The following is a 15862-nucleotide window of genomic DNA, read 5'->3' on the forward strand; positions in this document are numbered from 1 at the left end:
CTCAGGCCGGGTCGCCTTTCAGGCTTCTCGGCCCTTCCCGAGTTCCGTTCTCTCCAGATCAGTTCCGCCTCCATGCACATTGCCGTCGTCGGCCTCAGTCACCGCACGGCCCCGGTTGAGATCCGGGAGCGGCTCAGCATCGCGGAGCAGTCGATGGAGGAATCGCTGCAACGCCTGCGTGCCAGCGACGATGTGCTGGAGGCATCGATCCTCAGCACCTGTAATCGGCTGGAGATCTACACCCTGTTGCGCCACCCCGAACAAGGGGTGAGTGCCGTGGGCAGTTTTTTGAGCGATCACTCCGGTCTTGAGGTTGAGCAGCTCACGCCACACCTCTTCACTTATCACCATGAGGCCGCGGTTGAGCACTTGATGCGGGTGGCTGCAGGCCTTGATTCGCTAGTGCTCGGCGAAGGACAGATCCTGTCTCAGGTGAAGAAGATGGTGCGCCTGGGCCAGGAACACCGCTCGATCGGTCCGATTCTCAACCGCCTGCTTTCCCAGGCTGTAAGCACTGGAAAACGGGTGCGCAGCGAAACAAATCTCGGCACTGGTGCTGTGTCGATCAGTTCCGCTGCCGTGGAGTTGGCACAGCTCAAGGTTGGTCAGGCTCGTGGTGTCGACGATCTGGTGCCCTTAGACCAGGAGCAGATTGCTGTGGTGGGTGCGGGGCGCATGGCACGCCTGTTGCTGCAACACCTCCAGGCCAAGGGCGCCCGCGGCGTTGTGTTGCTCAATCGCACGGTGCAGCGCGCTGAACTGATGGCCGCTGATTTCCCTGGCTTGCCGGTGCAGTGCAGGCCGCTTACCGACTTGGACCATTGCCTCAGCACGTGTTCGCTGGTGTTCACCAGCACTGGCGCTGACGATCCGATCATCACTCCAGATCGATTGGGCCGGCTTAACCGTCGTTCCTCGCTGATGCTGGTTGATATCGGTGTGCCCCGCAACATCGCCGCCGGTGTGGCTGATCTGAGCGGTGTGGATTCCTACGACGTTGATGACCTCCAGGAAGTGGTGGCTCGCAACCAGGAAGCCCGCCGCGAGATCGCCGCTGAAGCCGAAGGGATGCTGCGCCAAGAGGGGCGCGATTTCCTGGACTGGTGGGATGGCCTGGAGGCGGTGCCCGTGGCTAATCGCTTGCGCACCCAGCTGGAGGAGATTCGCGAGCAGGAGCTGCAGAAGGCGCTCAGCCGCATGGGGCCCGATCTCTCAGCCCGTGAGCGCAAGGTGGTAGAGGCCCTCAGCAAGGGCATCATCAACAAGATCCTGCACACGCCCGTTACCAATTTGCGCTCGCCTCAGCCGCGCCAGCAGCGCCACCAGGCGATGAAAGTGCTCCAAGACCTGTTCGAGCTTCACGACAGCCAGGAGTGATGGTTTGGGGTGGCCCTGCGTCGCGGCCTTTCCGTTTACAGCCAATCTGCTCAGAAGGCTTTCGGAGAAGCGCCAGGTTCGCCTACCGTCTTGGCGCCCAAGGCACTAGGGATCAGGCATGAAGCGCGTTCTGGCGATCATTCTCGGAGGCGGAGCCGGCACACGCCTGTATCCCCTCACCAAGATGCGCGCCAAGCCTGCTGTGCCTCTGGCTGGCAAGTACCGCCTCATCGATATTCCGATCAGCAATTGCATCAACTCCGGCATCAACAAGATGTACGTGTTGACGCAGTTCAACAGCGCGTCGCTGAATCGTCACCTCACCCAGAGCTACAACCTCTCTGCAGGTTTCGGACAGGGCTTCGTGGAGGTGCTCGCTGCCCAGCAGACCCCGGAGAGCCCCAGTTGGTTTGAGGGCACGGCTGATGCGGTGCGCAAATACCAGTGGCTCTTTCAGGAGTGGGACGTGGACCACTACCTGATTCTCTCCGGTGACCAGCTCTACCGGATGGACTACAGCACCTTCGTGGATCACCACATCAACAGCGGTGCTGATGTGAGCATTGGGGCCCTGCCCGTCGACGCCCCTCAGGCGGAGGCCTTCGGCCTGATGCACACCAATGAGCACGGCCGTATCCGGGAGTTCCGCGAGAAGCCCAAGGGTGAGGCTCTCAAGGATATGTGGGTGGACACCTCACGCCTGGGCCTTTCTGCCGAGGAGGCCCTGAAGCGCCCCTACCTGGCCTCGATGGGGATCTATGTGTTCAGCCGTGAGACGCTGTTTGACCTCCTGGCCAAGAACCCCACCGCCACAGACTTTGGCAAGGAATTGATCCCAGAGTCGCTGAAGCGCGGCGACCACCTGCAGAGCTTCCTCTTCGACGACTACTGGGAAGATATCGGCACGATCGGCGCCTTCTATGAAGCCAATTTGGCACTCACCGATCAACCCAACCCGGCATTCTCGTTTTACGACGAACAGTTTCCGATCTACACACGCCCCCGCTACTTGCCCCCCAGCAAGCTGCTCGATGCTCAGGTCACCCAATCGATCATCGGCGAGGGTTCGATGCTTAAGGCCTGCAGCATTCACCACTGTGTGCTTGGCGTACGAACCCGCGTCGAAGACGAGGCTGTGCTCCAAGACACCCTGGTGATGGGCAGCGATTTCTTCGAATCCAGCGAAGAGAGGGCTGTGCTGCGGGAGCGTGGTGGCATTCCTCTCGGCGTTGGCCGAGGTACCACGGTGAAGCGTGCCATCCTCGACAAAAACGTGCGCATCGGGCGCGACGTAACGATCGTGAATAAGGACCGCGTCGAGGAATCCGATCGGCCTGAGCTCGGGTTCTATATCCGCAACGGCATCGTGGTGGTTGTCAAGAACGCCACCATCGCCGATGGCTCGGTGATCTAACCAACACCCACGTTTCCAGTTGGCAACGATGGGGCTGCAACCTTTGGCCAGCCTCGCCACACTGGGGCCACCAGCAACGGCAGCGGCGTCATGGACAAGGCCCACTTTGGCCTGATCGGCCTCGGTGTGATGGGCGAGAACCTTGTGCTCAATGCTGAGCGCAACGGCTTCTCCAGCGTGGTGTACAACCGCACCTACGCCAAAACCGAGGATTTCCTCAAGGGGCGTGGCGCCGGCAAACAGATCATCGGCGCCACCACACTGGACGACTTCATCAGCAAGCTGCAGCGTCCGCGCCGCATCCTGATGATGATCAAGGCGGGCGACCCGATCGACGCCATGATCGAGCAGATTTCGCCCCTGCTCGAAGAGGGCGATCTGCTGATCGACGGCGGCAACTCCCTCTACACCGACACAGAACGCCGCGTCGCTCAGCTGGAGAGCAAGAGCTTCGGCTACATCGGTATGGGGGTTTCAGGCGGTGCTAAGGGCGCCTTGGAGGGCCCGAGCATGATGCCGGGGGGCACCAAGGCCGCCTACGACGCCATCGAAAGCCTGGTGCGCAAGATGGCCGCCCAGGTCGACGATGGCCCCTGCGTGACCTACATCGGCCCTGGCGGTGCCGGTCACTTTGTGAAGACCGTGCACAACGGCATTGAATACGGGATCGAGCAGATCCTGGCCGAGGCCTATGACCTGATGAAGCGCAGCGCCGGCATGAACGGTGAAGCGATGGCCGATGTGCTGAAGCAGTGGAACGACACCGAGGAGCTGTCGTCGTTCCTGGTGGAGATCACCGAGATCTGTTTGCGCACCAAGGATCCAGCCGATGGTTCTGATCTGGTGGAGAAGATCGTGGATGCGGCGGGCCAGAAGGGCACCGGCCTGTGGACCGTGGTCAGCGCGCTGGAGATGGGAGTGTCCGTGCCCACGATCTACGCGGCCCTGAATGCCCGGGTGGTGAGCTCGATGCGGGCTGAACGCTTGGCCTCCGAAGCGTTGTTGCCGCCGCCCGCCTCGCGTGCCATCGACCTGGGGAGCCCATCCGACGCGATGGCACCGCTGATGGATGCCTGCGTGCTTGCCTGCATCGCCAGCTATGCCCAGGGCATGGCGCTGTTGCAGGAGGCCTCCAAGCTGCACAACTACAACCTCGACATGTCGGCCATTGGCCAGATCTGGAAAGGGGGCTGCATCATTCGCGCCCGCCTGTTGCAGCGCATCCAGAACGCCTACACGGCTAAGTCTGATCTTGCCAATCTGATGGTGGACCCCTGGTTCGCCGATCAGATCCAACGCCGCATCGCCGGGTTGCGCCAAGTGGTGGCCGGTGCCGCTCAGGCGGGCATTCCCGTGCCGTGTCTGAGCAGCTCCCTCGATTACATCGACAGCTACTTCACCGGTCGGTTGCCCCAGAATCTGGTGCAGGCGATGCGCGATTGCTTCGGCTCCCACACTTATGAGCGCGTGGATCAGCCCGGCGGTTTCCACACCGAGTGGATGTGAGTGGGGGCATTCGGATGACCCCATCTCCAACCAGCTACACGCTCGAGGTGGCCAGCGATGCCAGCCAGCTGGCACGGGTGTGCGCCGAGCGCATCGCCTCATTGCTTGACCTGGCACTCGATCAGCGGGATCGAGCCCATTTGGCCCTTTCAGGCGGCACCACTCCGGCAGCTGCCTATCGGGTGCTCAACCAGGAGCATCTTCCCTGGAACCGGGTGGATGTTGTGCTCGGTGATGAGCGCTGGGTGCCTCCCACCGACCCCGCCAGCAATGCCCGGATGCTGCGGGACACACTCATGGCCCCCGGTGGCCCTGGCGCGGATGCGTGTTTTCACCCTGTGCCAACCGAGTTGGAGAACCCAGCGGCGTCGGTGGATGCGTTTGAGCGGTACGTGCGCGGGCTCTGCCCCGGCGATCCACCCATGTTCGATGTGATGTTGCTCGGTCTCGGTGACGATGGCCATACGGCCTCGTTATTCCCGGGCACCCCCGCCACCGAAGAGCGCACTCGCCTGGTCACGATTGGTGCTGGCAAGGGTCTGGAGCGCATCAGCCTCACAGCACCGGTGTTGAGCGCCGCCCGGCAGGTGATTTTCCTGGTGAGTGGGGCTGCCAAGCGACAGGCGCTGCAGCGCCTACTGGATCCAGGGGAGCAACCGCAGCGCACACCCGCCAAGCTGGTGCAACCGCAGGCACCCGTGTTGGTGCTAGCGGACACCGAAGCAGCCCAAGGACTCTGATGCTCGCTCCACTGCTCATCGCCAGTGGCGATGGCTTCGCCGGCTGGCAGGCCCTCAATGACACGATCATGGGAGGCCGTAGCCAGGGGTCGGTGCAAGCCGGCTCTGGCGGACTGCTGATGCAGGCGTTCGTAGAGCCGGAAGGCGGAGGCTTTGTGAGCTGCCGTTCGCCTGTGTTTGATCCACCCCTGGATCTGTCGGCCTATGGCGCTCTGGAATTGGAGCTCGATGGCGATGGTCGGCGCTACAAACTGGCGTTGGCGTGCCGCGATGGCGTGGCTGGGCTAACGGAGTTGATTCCTGGTGGTCTTCGCTGGGTGGCTGAGTTCTCAACGCGGCCGGGTGGCACCTCCACCGTGGTGATCCCGTTCAATCGGCTCACGCCCAGCGTTCGTGCCACACCGGTGGGGCTGCCGGTGCGCTTTGATCCATCTGGTGTAATCCGGCTGCAGATCCTGCATTCCAAATTCGGCGACATGGGTGGCCGCAACCCTGGCTTCCGGCCAGGCGAGCTCGAGCTGCTGATCCGATCGATTCACGCGGTGGTTTGAGAGCACTCGGTTGATGGATGTCTCCGTGATGAGAGCCGGTGAACCCTGTGATCCCTTGGATGCGTTTCTGGTGGATCTCGCCAAAGCTGCCGATCTCTGCATGAAGCCCCATCTCCATGCACTGCGCTTCAGCGGAGAGACCCCCGCCACTCTCAGCGAGGGCAGCGATTGCGTGGTATTGATTGAGGCCCGCGACAGCTCAGGTCAGCGCGTTGTGGAGAGCGATCTAGAACTGGAGATCTACCGCAGTGGAGACGATCTCAACTTGATGCTCAGTCGATTGAGCGATGAACAAGCTCCGATGTTGTGGCACGGCAGCCATGCGGTTTGGATGGATCCAGCCAGTGGAGAGCGCTGCGATCGTCCAGCCGATGGCGCACCACTGGAAGCCTTCTGCCGACGGATTCGAGCCTCGCTGGCTGGTGGTTCTGGAGAAGTTAGCGGTTGGCCGTGAGCTCAACCTGATCGGTCACCGCACCCTTGCTGCTGGAGCTCACCAGGCGGGCGTATTTACCGAGCACACCGGTGCGGTAGCGGGGTTCGGGCTTGGTCCAGGCTGCGCGGCGTTGGGAAAGCTCCTCCTTGCTCACGTTGAGCTGGATTAGCAGCTGATTGGCATCCACCGTGATGCTGTCGCCCTCCTGCACCAAACCGATGGTGCCGCCCACGGCGGCCTCCGGTGCCACATGACCCACCACCAGGCCGAAGGAACCACCGGAGAAGCGGCCATCGGTGATCAGCGCCACGGAATCCAGTAGGCCCTGGCCCACGATGGCGGCGGTGGGGCTGAGCATTTCACGCATACCGGGGCCGCCAACGGGCCCCTCCTGGCGCACCACCACCACATCGCCAGGGTTGATTTGCTTGTCGAGGATGGCGGCCAGGCAGGTTTCCTCGCTCTCGAACACGCGCGCCGGGCCGGTGATCACGGGGTTTTTCACACCGCTGATCTTGGCCACAGCGCCCTCTTCAGCCAGGTTGCCCTTGAGGATCGCCAGGTGGCCTTTGGCATAGAGCGGATTGCTCAGGGGGCGGATTACGTCCTGCCCAGCGGGCGGAACAGAGGGCACATCGGCGAGCACCTGCTTGAGGGTCTTGCCTTCGATGGTTTTGCACTCGCCGTGGAGCAGGCCGGCATCGAGGAGGAGTTTCATCACCTGGGGGATGCCACCGGCCTGGTGGAGATCCACGGTCACGTAGCGGCCACTGGGCTTGAGGTCGCAGATCACGGGCACCCGCTGGCGGATCTCTTCGAAGTCGTCAATCGAGAGAGCCACGTTGGCGGTGCGGGCCACGGCGAGGAGGTGCAGCACCGAGTTGGTGGAGCCGCCCACGGCCATGATCACGCTGATGGCGTTTTCAAACGCCTCGCGCGTCATCAGGTCGCGAGGAAGAATGTTGGCCTTGATCGCCTCAGCCAGCACCTCCGCACTGCGGGCGGCACTATCAGCCTTCTCGGGATCTTCAGCCGCCATGGTGGAGCTGTAGGGCAGGCTCAGGCCCATGGTTTCGAACGCCGCACTCATCGTGTTGGCGGTGAACATGCCACCGCAGCTGCCAGCACCCGGGCAGGCATTCTTTTCGATCGCAGTGAGCTCCTGCTCATCGATGCGGCCGCCGCTGTACTGACCCACCGCCTCAAAGGCGCTCACCACGGTGAGATCGCAGGCGCCGAGCTTGCCTGGCTTGATCGTGCCCCCGTACACAAAGATCGAGGGGATGTTCATGCGGGCCATGGCGAGCATGGCGCCGGGCATGTTCTTGTCGCAGCCGCCGATGGCCAGCAGCGCATCCATGCTCTGGCCGTTTACGGCGGTTTCGATGGAGTCGGCGATCACCTCACGGCTCACCAGGGAGTACTTCATCCCCTCGGTGCCCATCGAGATGCCATCGCTCACCGTGATGGTGCCGAACATCTGCGGCATCGCGCCCGCCGTATGGGCGGCCTCCTCGGCGCGGCGGGCCAGATCGTTCAGGCCCAGGTTGCAGGGTGTGATCGTGCTGTAGCCGTTGGCGATGCCGATGATTGGCTTGCTGAAGTCGCCATCGCCGAAGCCCACCGCCCGAAGCATGGCGCGGTTGGGGGAGCGCTGGATGCCCTGGGTGATCGCGGCGGAGCGGAGCATGGCTGCTGCACAGTGATAGCAGCAACTTACCGAGCAGCCGGTTTAGCTCTGGGTGCTCAGGCTCTCGAGTTGCCGGCGCACCTCCTCGATGGCCTGGTTCAGCTCATGCACCTTGTCTTGGAGCTCGGTGTCGGGCACCGACCGAGCCGAGGCGCCTGAGCCGATCGGATCGTCTTCGTTCCAGGAGAGGCGATTAATGCGCAGGCTGCGGTTGGTGCGGTGCTGCTCCCGCCGCCGCTCGGCCTCTGACAAGAGCCACCAGCCCAGGCCAGCCGCACCGATCAGAGCCCCGGCCAGCAGGGTTCCCAGGGAGCTGGAACCACCGTCTCGGTTGGCCATCGCGCTGCTGCTTCGTGATGCTCTCAGCCTACGAAGTTCATCTGGCCAAGGCCATAGAGCCGTTGTTCGGCGTCACCAAACCCCGGCAAGATCCGCTGCTCCGTATCGAGCTCGGCATCGATGCATCCGGTGTAGAGCGTGAGGTCGTCGTAACGCTCGCCGAGGCGCTTGAGCCCCGGGCTGGCGGCGAGGGCCGTGATCACCCGCAGCCGCATGCCACTCACGCCCAGCTGCTCCAGCTGCTCGAGTAGTTGAAGCAAGTTCGTGCCGCTTGCCACTTGCGGCGTGAACACAAGCACACCGGCCCGCTCCGGAATCTCGTCCGGCAGGCCGTTGAACCAACAACTGCCCTGGTTGAGGCCGATATGGGCCACGGCGGCACTGGGAACCACTGGTCTGGCTCCCTCCCAAAGGGCCAGGCCGGAGCGCAGATGCGGAATGGCGAGCATTGGTACAGACCCATCCACAACCGTGCCTTCCGTGGCCGCCAACGGTGTCTGCACCTGCACCCTTTGATACGGAATCCAGTCGCGCAGGGCTTCGTAGGTGAGCCAGCGCCCCAGTTCCGCCATGGCGGTGTTGAACAGAGCCTGGGGTGTTTCCCGGTCTCGCAGCAGGGTGAGCCAGTGGCCGATCAGGGGATGTGGCGGTACCACCACGCGCAGGGACTTGCTCATCGGTCGCGCAGCGGCAGCTGCCTGCAATAACTTGAGCGCCCCAACGTAGTGCTGTCGTGTTGCCGTTCCTCCGCACCCTGGCTGCCGCTCTGCGGCCGTTGATGCGGGTGGCACTGGCCTTGGTGCTGCCCTTGGTGCTGTGGAGTCAAAGCGCTGCAGCGATCACAGCGCCTGAACTGCGCGGGCAGCGCAGCGTTCAGGATCTGCAGCCCGACATGCACGGCCGCAACCTGCAGCAGCAAGAATTTCTCAAGGCCAACCTTGAAGGGTTCGACCTCAGCGACACGGATCTACGCGGTGCAGTGTTCAACACGACCAACCTTGAGGGAGCCAACTTGCACGCGGCCAACCTCGAAGATGCCGTGGCCTTCGCAACGCGTTTTGATCAGGCTGATCTCACCGATGCGGTGCTGCGCAACGCCATGTTGATGAACAGCAAGTTCACCGGTGCCGCCATCGATGGGGCCGATTTCACTGACGCTGTGCTCGACCTCCCCCAGCAGAAGGCCCTCTGCGGCCGTGCCAGTGGCACCAACGCGAGCACCGGAGTGGCAACGCGCGACAGCCTCAATTGCCGTTGATCCCAGCGCGTCGACACCCACTACATTGAGCGCATCGGTTCTTCGGGGGGTCAGCCCGAAGAGGTAACGGGGAAAGTTCGGTGTGAATCCGGCGCTGTCCCGCAGCTGTGAACGGTTCGAACCTTCTGGTTTCGTCCGCAGTCAGAACGCCCGCCGCTTGATCACCTTCACAATCTGGCGCGGACCAGTACAACCCATGTTTCAACGCCTCATCCCGGCCGGTGCCGGTTTGGCTCTCCTGCTGGCCTCTCCCGCCCTGGCGCACCATCCGATGCAGATCATGCATCTCGAGCCAAGTGCCCTTACCGGATTGATGAGCGGGTTAGCCCACCCACTGCTGGGCCCGGATCATCTGATTTTTCTGATCGCCCTCGCCCTAGTGGGAGTGCAGCGCTCCGGCCGATGGATGATCAGCCTGTTGGCGGTGGGCTTGGCGGGTACGGCCCTCGGGCTTGCGTTGCCAGGGCTGCCTGGGGCGGAACTGCTGGTATCACTCACGCTGGTGGTCGAAGGTCTTGTGGTGGCCGGGCGACTACCCACCATGTTTCTGGTGCCAGCCTTTGCGCTGCATGGCTATGTGCTCAGCAGTACTGTCATCGGCTGGGAAAGCACCCCGGTTGCCACGTATTTGCTCGGGCTGCTGCTAAGCCAAGGCGCACTGCTGCTGTTGGCGCTTTGGGGCCTGCGGCAATCCGTTGACCGCATCACGGCAAGCACTCGCACGTTGTTGGCCGGTGGTCTGATTGGCCTTGGCGCCGCCTTCAGCTGGACCGCGTTGGTCGGCTGAGATGAACGCATCCACTCAACGCCTGCCGGTCACCGTGGTGACCGGTTTTCTTGGTGCTGGTAAATCCACCCTGTTGCGTGAGCTGTTGCGCAACAGCGGGCTGCGCCTGGCGGTGCTTGTTAACGAGTTCGGCGAGGTCGGCATCGATGGCGACCTAATTCGCAGCTGCGGGTTCTGTCCCGAGGAGGAGCTTGAGGGCCGCGTCGTGGAACTGGCCAACGGCTGCCTCTGCTGCACCGTGCAGGATGAATTTCTGCCCACCATGCAAACCCTGCTGGAGCGGGCTGATCAACTTGACGGCATCGTGGTGGAAACCAGCGGACTTGCTCTGCCGGTTCCTTTGGTGCAGGCCTTTGGCTGGCCCGAGATTCGCACCCGTACCCGCGTGAGCGGGGTGGTGACCGTGGTGGATGGCGAAGCCCTGGCCGCTGGCAGCGTGGTGGGTGATCCGGCAGCCCTGGAGGCCCAGCGCCAGGCTGATCCCAATCTTGATCACCTCAGCGACATCGAAGAGCTCTTTAAGGATCAGCTGGAGGCGGCGGATCTGGTGTTGCTCAGCCGCGCTGATGTGCTTGAGCCGGTGCAGATCGATGGGCTTCGCGAGCGCCTCAGCTCCCTGGTCCGCTCGGGGGTTTCGGTGATTCCGATGCAACGCGGTGAGGTGCCAGCGGCTCTGCTGCTGGGCCTTGAGCGCAGCGAGCCGGCGGAGCTTGACCACCATCATCACGACCACGACCACGACCACGACCACGACCACGACCACGACCACCACGACCACAGCCATGTGGCGATGCAATCGGCAGTCGTGCGTTGGCAGGGAGATGTGGAGCGTGGTCGCCTCGAAACCCAACTGCTCAACCAGATCCAGGCTCAGGGTTTGCTTCGCTTGAAGGGGCGTGCCTGGTTGCCCGGTAAACGCCACCCGCTGCAGATTCAGGCGGTGGGTCCAAGGCTGGAGTGTTGGTTTGATTCCCAGGCCCCCGCTGAACGGCCCGAGCACAACGGCGTGGAACTGGTGGCCCTTGGCCTGGCCGTCGACGGCCCCGCTTTGGAGCAAGCGCTGCGGAGCTGAGGGCTAATCGAGGGGTAGGTCGCCCTTGGTGCAGACGCCGTCCCAGCAGAGGGCTCGTTGGGCGGTCCACATCGGCTGCACAGCTCTGGGGCTTGCGCCGCCTTCGATCAGCGTGATGCTGCCGCGACCATCACTGCGAAAGTCGAGCCGCTGGGCACCGATCTGCAGCCACCAGTGCTCTCCCAGCTGCTCAATGGTGAGGGTGCAGGGCTGCCAGCTGCCCTGATCGAGCTGGCATTCAAGGGGCACTTTTAGGCCTTCATTGGCCCGCACCCCTTCCACCGGCAACAGAGGCGTGCACAACAACGCTGTGAGCCAGGCCAGGCGGCAGCGGAACACGGACCGGACCCTCAGTGACTACCTCCACCGTGACCATGCACAAGGGGAGTGGGCAGCCGGCCTGCCAAGATTTAACAATCCTCGTGGAGCCCAGGTGCCGCTCTTCTCCGCTCGCGTGTTGGTTTCTCTCCGGCCGTCGGTGCTCGACCCTGCCGGGGAGGCCACCCGAGCTGCGGCAGCACGGCTGGGTGTTGGGGGCGTGAGCAAGCTCCGTATCGGCAAGGCGGTGGAGGTGGAGCTGGAAGCCGCCGATGCCAAGAGCGCCCGTGAGCAGCTCGAACTGTTGAGCGACCGGTTGCTGGCCAACCCCGTGATCGAGAACTGGACCCTCGAACTCAAGGACGACACCAGCGCAGGAGCCTGACGATGACCCTTGGTGTTGTGGTGTTTCCCGGTTCCAATTGCGACCGGGACGTGCAGTGGGCGGCTGAGGGCTGCCTGGGGATCAAAACCCGCTTCCTGTGGCATGAGGAGAGGGATCTCAGCGGTTTGGATGCCGTTGTGATTCCCGGGGGCTTCAGCTACGGCGACTATCTCCGTTGTGGCGCGATTGCCCGCTTTGCACCGGTGCTGCAGGAAGTAGCCGCCTTCGCACAGCAGGGAGGCAAGGTTCTCGGTATCTGTAATGGCTTCCAGGTGCTCACGGAGATGGGATTGCTTCCTGGTGCCCTCACCCGTAATCAGAAGCTGCACTTCATCTGCGAGCCCACTGATCTGCGCGTAGAGCCTGGAACCTGCTCTTGGCTGCAGGGCTATAGCGGCGGTGAGGTGGTGAATTTCCCAGTTGCCCACGGTGAAGGGCGCTATCAGGCGGATCCTCAGCTGCTAAAGCAGCTCGAGGATGGCGGTCAGGTTGTGCTGCGCTACTGCCAAAACCCCAATGGCTCCGTGGGAGATGTGGCTGGTCTCAGCAACGCCCAGGGCAATGTGCTGGGACTGATGCCCCACCCTGAGCGCGCCTGCGATCCCGCCACCGGTGGCGTGGATGGCCGTCGTTTGTTGTCCAGTTTGATCGGTTGACCCAGCGGTGAAGCGGCGAGAGCTGTTGCACGCGGGCCTCGGTTTCAGCGCTGCGACCGCTGGAATCGCCTGGGCTGCGCAGCCCACCGGGCCGCAGCCCCCGCCACTTCGGCCCGGCAGTCGCATCGCTGCCTTAGCGCCTGGTACGTGGCTTGATCCTGAAGATCCACTGCTCGAACAGCTGAGCCGTCGTTGTGCTGCCCAGGGGTGGCAGCTGATTCAGCCCCCCCAGCTCAGGCAACGCTGGCGTTGGTTTGCCGGCACGGATCAGGCACGCGGCGCTGCCCTACGCGACGCCTGGCGTGATCCTGCGGTCGACGCGTTGTTTTATGTGGGAGCGGGTTGGGGCAGTGCCCGCGTGTTGGAGATGGGGTGGCGTTTCCCTGATCGCCCCCGCTGGTGTGTGGGATTTTCCGACTGCTCCACCTTGCTGTTAGCGCAATGGGCAGCGGGCAGCCTGGGTGGTGTGCACGCCTGGTTTGGCGGCAACGAGCTGCAGTGGCAGCGCCTCGTTGCCCTGTTGCAGCAGCAAACTGTGGCCCCACTACAAGGCGAGCCAGCGGTGACGGGCAGCGCGGAGGGCCCGTTGGTGGTGAGCAATCTCACCATTGCCACCAGCCTGATCGGCAGCCGCTGGCTACCCGATCTCAAAGGCGTGATTTTGGTATTGGAAGACACCGGAGAGGCGCCGTACCGGATTGATCGGCAGCTCACCCAGTGGCGCAGCTCCGGTTTGCTCCACGGGGTGGCAGGCATCGGCCTCGGCCGCTTCAGCTGGGCAGAAGATGACGTGCTGCCCGGGGACTTCGCGATGGAGGAGATCCTGCTGGAGCGGCTGGCACCGCTTGGTGTGCCATTGGTGCGGGATTTGCCTGTGGGCCATGGCCGGCCAAATCTGGCTTTGCCCTTAGGCCGCCGGGCGAGGCTTGATGGGGGCACGGGGCGGCTCACCCTGCTTGATCTCTGAGTAACGCCCAAAAAAAGGGCCCCATTGGGGCCCTGATCGCCGGTTGAGGAGAGATCCCCAGCTCAGTTGACGGCAGCGAAGAACTCTTTGCTCTTCACGGGGTCGGGGTTCATGGTCTTCTCGCCCGGGGTCCAGTTGGCGGGGCACACCTCGTCGGGGTTGTTGCGGATGTGCTGGAAGGCCTGGAGCAATCGCAGGGTCTCGTCGACGCTGCGGCCCACGGGGAGGTTGTTGATGGTGCTCTGCATGATCACACCATCGGGATCGATGATGAACAGGCCGCGCAGCGCCACGCCGGCGTCCTCATCGAGCACCTCATAGGCGCGGGCGATGTCCTTCTTCAGGTCGGCCACCAGCGGGTAGGCGATGTCGCCGATGCCGCCGTTTTTGCGGTCGGTCTGGATCCAGGCCAGGTGAGAGAACTGGCTGTCCACGGACACACCCAGCACTTCGCAGTTACGGCTGGAGAACTCGCTGTAGCGATCGGAGAACGCGGTGATCTCCGTCGGGCAGACGAAGGTGAAGTCGAGGGGATAGAAGAACAGCACCACGTACTTGCCGCGGTACGAGGAAAGGGTCACCTCCTTGAATTCCTGATCCACCACAGCGGTGGCGGTGAAATCAGGAGCCTGCAGACCGACGAGCCTGGACATAGGTACGCGAAAGTGTTTGTTGGGACGCTGGGGGGGGAGCCGCTCGAGAAAACCCGTAAGCGGACCGACTTCCAGTTGTCGCTGTGACAAGTTATCACGCTTTCTGGTCTGGCTGGGCCCGTTTAGGCTCAGTTCAACGAAGCCTCAACCCTTGATGAGCTGGGATCCCGGTCTGTTGCGCAAGTACAGCACCACGAACCATTTCAAGTTGCTGAACCAGGTGCGCAACGACCTGAAGGAGCAGCCCATTCAACGCGGTACAGCTGCATCTCCTCGCCGTGGCGGCGGTGGAACCCGCCGTCGACAGCCCGCGCCCACGCCCGTGGCCCAGGTGGTGGTGTCGGAGGCCACCCCCTCCAACAGCTATGACGCGTTTGTGGCTGTGCCGGTGTTGATCGAATCGTTTGAGTGAGGCCTTCAGGCCACGCTCACCCCGCGCCAGAACGCCACTCGCCCCTTGATCGATTCGGCCGCTTCTTTGGGTTCGGGATAGAACCAGGCTGCGTTGTTGTTCACCTGACCATCCACGACAACGTTGTAGTAGTGCGCAACCCCTTTCCACCCGCAGGTGGTGCGGTGATCAGAAGGGGTGAAGTGGTCCATCACAAGGCTGCTCACCGGGAAGTAAGCGTTGCCGTCCACCGTCACGATGTCGTCGCTACTGGCGATCACCGTTCCGTTCCAGCTGGCTTGCATGGGGCGTCTCTAACGAAGCCTCATCATGCAGGCCTCAAGGCCGCAGCTGGTTGTCGAGGTGATACGTGCCGCCCCACAGACCGGCAGGGCCGCCATCGGTAAAGCGGAGGCGCACCTCGCTCAGGCTTGTGATGCCTGGGCCGCTGGCGGGTCGACCCAGGATCACGTTGGCCGGATAGGTCATGGTTTGACCCTCCACGCAGGAGGGCCCTCCTTTGTAGATGCAGCTGTTCACCACCAGATCGCCCTGGCCCATCGCTGTATTGGCATCCCAACGGCTCCAGCGCAGATTGGCGAGCATCACGCTGCCGGTGGCGCATCCGAACTGAATGCTGCTCGGGCGGCGTTCCTGCTTGCCTGCGCAGTTGATCACCACTGGGTCAGCTGCGTGCACTTGGGGAGCCTGCAAGGCCGCCGCGACGGGGATCAGGGCTAAGGGCACCAGCAGCGAAGGCCTGAAGGTCATCCGGATCGCGTAACGCAAACTCAGGATGACAAGGCTGTGTTTTCGGTGCATTTTCCACAGCTTTTCCACAGGTTGTGAGGGTCGCTAAGTGGCCGGATCTCCTCCCCTGATTGAGCTGGTCTTGACAAGCTGTCATTTTCGTGAGGATTGGGTTGTTTGCCGAAATCGTCTCTTTCAATCCATTGCGGCGCAGGCACGTCTCGCATTGCCGCCTGCGAGACGCATGTTGGACTGATGCTCTTGACGTACGGCAACCTGTTGTGAGCTGATGGAGCAGGGTTTGTCTTGACAGCTGCTCGGCTGCCTGAGATGAGACCTGTTCCCTCGTTGTGTGTGGAAAAACGCGCGTGCACGCACCGGCCCCCGCCAAACCCCTCAATCAAGCGGAGTGGACGGTGGTTCGTCTGCCTTCAGCGCTGGATTTGGCGCGATCCGGTGAACGCCGCAGGCCCTGGTTGAGCCGCAGCGAAGAGCAGCTGAAGCACGAGGAGAGGATCGCACGGGTTCGCCGCGAAAACGGGATCCCCTCCCCTGATGAGTGGATGTGGTGA

The 15862-nt window shown here is 62.9% G+C and carries 21 protein-coding genes and 1 riboswitch; of the genes, 14 read left to right on the top strand and 7 right to left on the bottom strand.

Features of this window, described 5'->3' with window-relative positions:
- Positions 1 to 72: 72 nt before the first annotated feature.
- From KJJ24_RS03910 to KJJ24_RS03935, 6 genes are all read left to right on the top strand, one after another.
- The gene (locus KJJ24_RS03910) at positions 73 to 1377 is read left to right on the top strand and encodes a glutamyl-tRNA reductase (protein ID WP_214341316.1); all 1305 of its coding nucleotides are present in this window, start codon (positions 73 to 75) and stop codon (positions 1375 to 1377) included.
- Positions 1378 to 1495: 118 nt separating this feature from the next.
- Positions 1496 to 2791, top strand: a complete 1296-nt coding sequence (locus KJJ24_RS03915) for a glucose-1-phosphate adenylyltransferase (protein WP_214341320.1) — start codon at positions 1496 to 1498, stop codon at positions 2789 to 2791.
- 90 nt (positions 2792 to 2881) lie between these two features.
- The gene (gene gndA, locus KJJ24_RS03920) at positions 2882 to 4297 is read left to right on the top strand and encodes an NADP-dependent phosphogluconate dehydrogenase (protein ID WP_214341323.1); all 1416 of its coding nucleotides are present in this window, start codon (positions 2882 to 2884) and stop codon (positions 4295 to 4297) included.
- Between the two features lie 14 nt (positions 4298 to 4311).
- Positions 4312 to 5037 carry a 6-phosphogluconolactonase gene (gene pgl / locus KJJ24_RS03925; RefSeq protein ID WP_214341326.1) on the top strand — a complete coding sequence of 242 codons (726 nt, stop codon included), beginning with the start codon at positions 4312 to 4314 and terminating at the stop codon, positions 5035 to 5037.
- Complete coding sequence (locus tag KJJ24_RS03930; protein ID WP_214341327.1) at positions 5037 to 5588, top strand: CIA30 family protein; 552 nt, start codon at positions 5037 to 5039, stop codon at positions 5586 to 5588. Before pgl ends, KJJ24_RS03930 begins: the two co-directional genes overlap by 1 nt.
- Positions 5589 to 5601: 13 nt before the next feature.
- The gene (locus KJJ24_RS03935) at positions 5602 to 6042 is read left to right on the top strand and encodes a hypothetical protein (RefSeq protein WP_214341330.1); all 441 of its coding nucleotides are present in this window, start codon (positions 5602 to 5604) and stop codon (positions 6040 to 6042) included.
- On the opposite strand, the gene ilvD is transcribed toward KJJ24_RS03935, so the two are convergent.
- Genes ilvD through upp form a run of 3 tightly spaced genes read right to left on the bottom strand, consistent with a single transcriptional unit; the run spans position 6026 to position 8730 of the window.
- The gene (gene ilvD, locus KJJ24_RS03940) at positions 6026 to 7714 is read right to left on the bottom strand and encodes a dihydroxy-acid dehydratase (RefSeq protein WP_214341333.1); all 1689 of its coding nucleotides are present in this window, start codon (positions 7712 to 7714) and stop codon (positions 6026 to 6028) included. The two genes, KJJ24_RS03935 and ilvD, sit on opposite strands and share 17 nt — an antisense overlap.
- A 42-nt stretch (positions 7715 to 7756) precedes the next feature.
- Complete coding sequence (locus tag KJJ24_RS03945; protein WP_214341336.1) at positions 7757 to 8053, bottom strand: hypothetical protein; 297 nt, start codon at positions 8051 to 8053, stop codon at positions 7757 to 7759.
- A 23-nt stretch (positions 8054 to 8076) separates the two neighbouring features.
- Positions 8077 to 8730: a uracil phosphoribosyltransferase gene (upp, locus tag KJJ24_RS03950; RefSeq protein WP_214341338.1), complete on the bottom strand. Its 654-nt coding sequence runs from the start codon at positions 8728 to 8730 to the stop codon at positions 8077 to 8079.
- 101 nt (positions 8731 to 8831) lie between these two features.
- On the opposite strand from upp, the gene KJJ24_RS03955 reads away from it, so the two are divergent.
- The 3 genes from KJJ24_RS03955 to cobW all read left to right on the top strand — a co-directional run bounded on the left by KJJ24_RS03955 (position 8832) and on the right by cobW (position 11170).
- On the top strand, positions 8832 to 9311 hold the full coding sequence (locus tag KJJ24_RS03955) for a pentapeptide repeat-containing protein (protein ID WP_214343273.1): 480 nt from the start codon (positions 8832 to 8834) through the stop codon (positions 9309 to 9311).
- A gap of 18 nt (positions 9312 to 9329) precedes the next feature.
- Positions 9330 to 9484, top strand: a riboswitch (cobalamin riboswitch).
- Between the two features lie 23 nt (positions 9485 to 9507).
- Positions 9508 to 10098, top strand: coding sequence for a HupE/UreJ family protein (locus tag KJJ24_RS03960; protein WP_214341341.1), 591 nt, complete (start codon positions 9508 to 9510; stop codon positions 10096 to 10098).
- A 1-nt stretch (position 10099) separates the two neighbouring features.
- Positions 10100 to 11170 carry a cobalamin biosynthesis protein CobW gene (gene cobW / locus KJJ24_RS03965; protein WP_214341355.1) on the top strand — a complete coding sequence of 357 codons (1071 nt, stop codon included), beginning with the start codon at positions 10100 to 10102 and terminating at the stop codon, positions 11168 to 11170.
- A gap of 3 nt (positions 11171 to 11173) precedes the next feature.
- Here cobW and KJJ24_RS03970 read toward each other — a convergent pair whose 3' ends face one another.
- Entirely contained in the window at positions 11174 to 11509 is a 336-nt protein-coding gene (locus KJJ24_RS03970; protein WP_214341358.1) for a hypothetical protein, read from the bottom strand.
- A gap of 94 nt (positions 11510 to 11603) precedes the next feature.
- Here KJJ24_RS03970 and purS point away from each other — a divergent pair, with 94 nt between their 5' ends.
- Genes purS through KJJ24_RS03985 form a run of 3 tightly spaced genes read left to right on the top strand, consistent with a single transcriptional unit; the run spans position 11604 to position 13496 of the window.
- Positions 11604 to 11873, top strand: coding sequence for a phosphoribosylformylglycinamidine synthase subunit PurS (gene purS / locus KJJ24_RS03975; protein WP_214341361.1), 270 nt, complete (start codon positions 11604 to 11606; stop codon positions 11871 to 11873).
- A 2-nt stretch (positions 11874 to 11875) separates the two neighbouring features.
- Positions 11876 to 12529 carry a phosphoribosylformylglycinamidine synthase subunit PurQ gene (gene purQ / locus KJJ24_RS03980; protein ID WP_214341363.1) on the top strand — a complete coding sequence of 218 codons (654 nt, stop codon included), beginning with the start codon at positions 11876 to 11878 and terminating at the stop codon, positions 12527 to 12529.
- 25 nt (positions 12530 to 12554) lie between these two features.
- A complete protein-coding gene (locus KJJ24_RS03985) occupies positions 12555 to 13496 on the top strand; it encodes an LD-carboxypeptidase (protein ID WP_371811772.1) in 942 nt (313 codons plus the stop codon).
- 62 nt (positions 13497 to 13558) lie between these two features.
- Here the strand turns inward: KJJ24_RS03985 and KJJ24_RS03990 are convergent, their stop codons facing one another.
- Positions 13559 to 14149: a peroxiredoxin gene (locus tag KJJ24_RS03990; protein ID WP_214341367.1), complete on the bottom strand. Its 591-nt coding sequence runs from the start codon at positions 14147 to 14149 to the stop codon at positions 13559 to 13561.
- Between the two features lie 154 nt (positions 14150 to 14303).
- Between KJJ24_RS03990 and KJJ24_RS03995 the strand changes: the two genes are divergently transcribed.
- Positions 14304 to 14561: a hypothetical protein gene (locus tag KJJ24_RS03995; protein ID WP_214341369.1), complete on the top strand. Its 258-nt coding sequence runs from the start codon at positions 14304 to 14306 to the stop codon at positions 14559 to 14561.
- Positions 14562 to 14566: 5 nt separating this feature from the next.
- Here KJJ24_RS03995 and KJJ24_RS04000 read toward each other — a convergent pair whose 3' ends face one another.
- A complete protein-coding gene (locus KJJ24_RS04000) occupies positions 14567 to 14845 on the bottom strand; it encodes a DUF427 domain-containing protein (RefSeq protein WP_214341371.1) in 279 nt (92 codons plus the stop codon).
- 34 nt (positions 14846 to 14879) lie between these two features.
- Positions 14880 to 15311 carry a hypothetical protein gene (locus KJJ24_RS04005; protein ID WP_214341374.1) on the bottom strand — a complete coding sequence of 144 codons (432 nt, stop codon included), beginning with the start codon at positions 15309 to 15311 and terminating at the stop codon, positions 14880 to 14882.
- Between the two features lie 347 nt (positions 15312 to 15658).
- Here KJJ24_RS04005 and KJJ24_RS04010 point away from each other — a divergent pair, with 347 nt between their 5' ends.
- Complete coding sequence (locus KJJ24_RS04010; RefSeq protein WP_214341377.1) at positions 15659 to 15862, top strand: hypothetical protein; 204 nt, start codon at positions 15659 to 15661, stop codon at positions 15860 to 15862.

Source organism: Synechococcus sp. LA31, assembly GCF_018502385.1.
Classification (GTDB): Bacteria; Cyanobacteriota; Cyanobacteriia; order PCC-6307; family Cyanobiaceae; genus Vulcanococcus.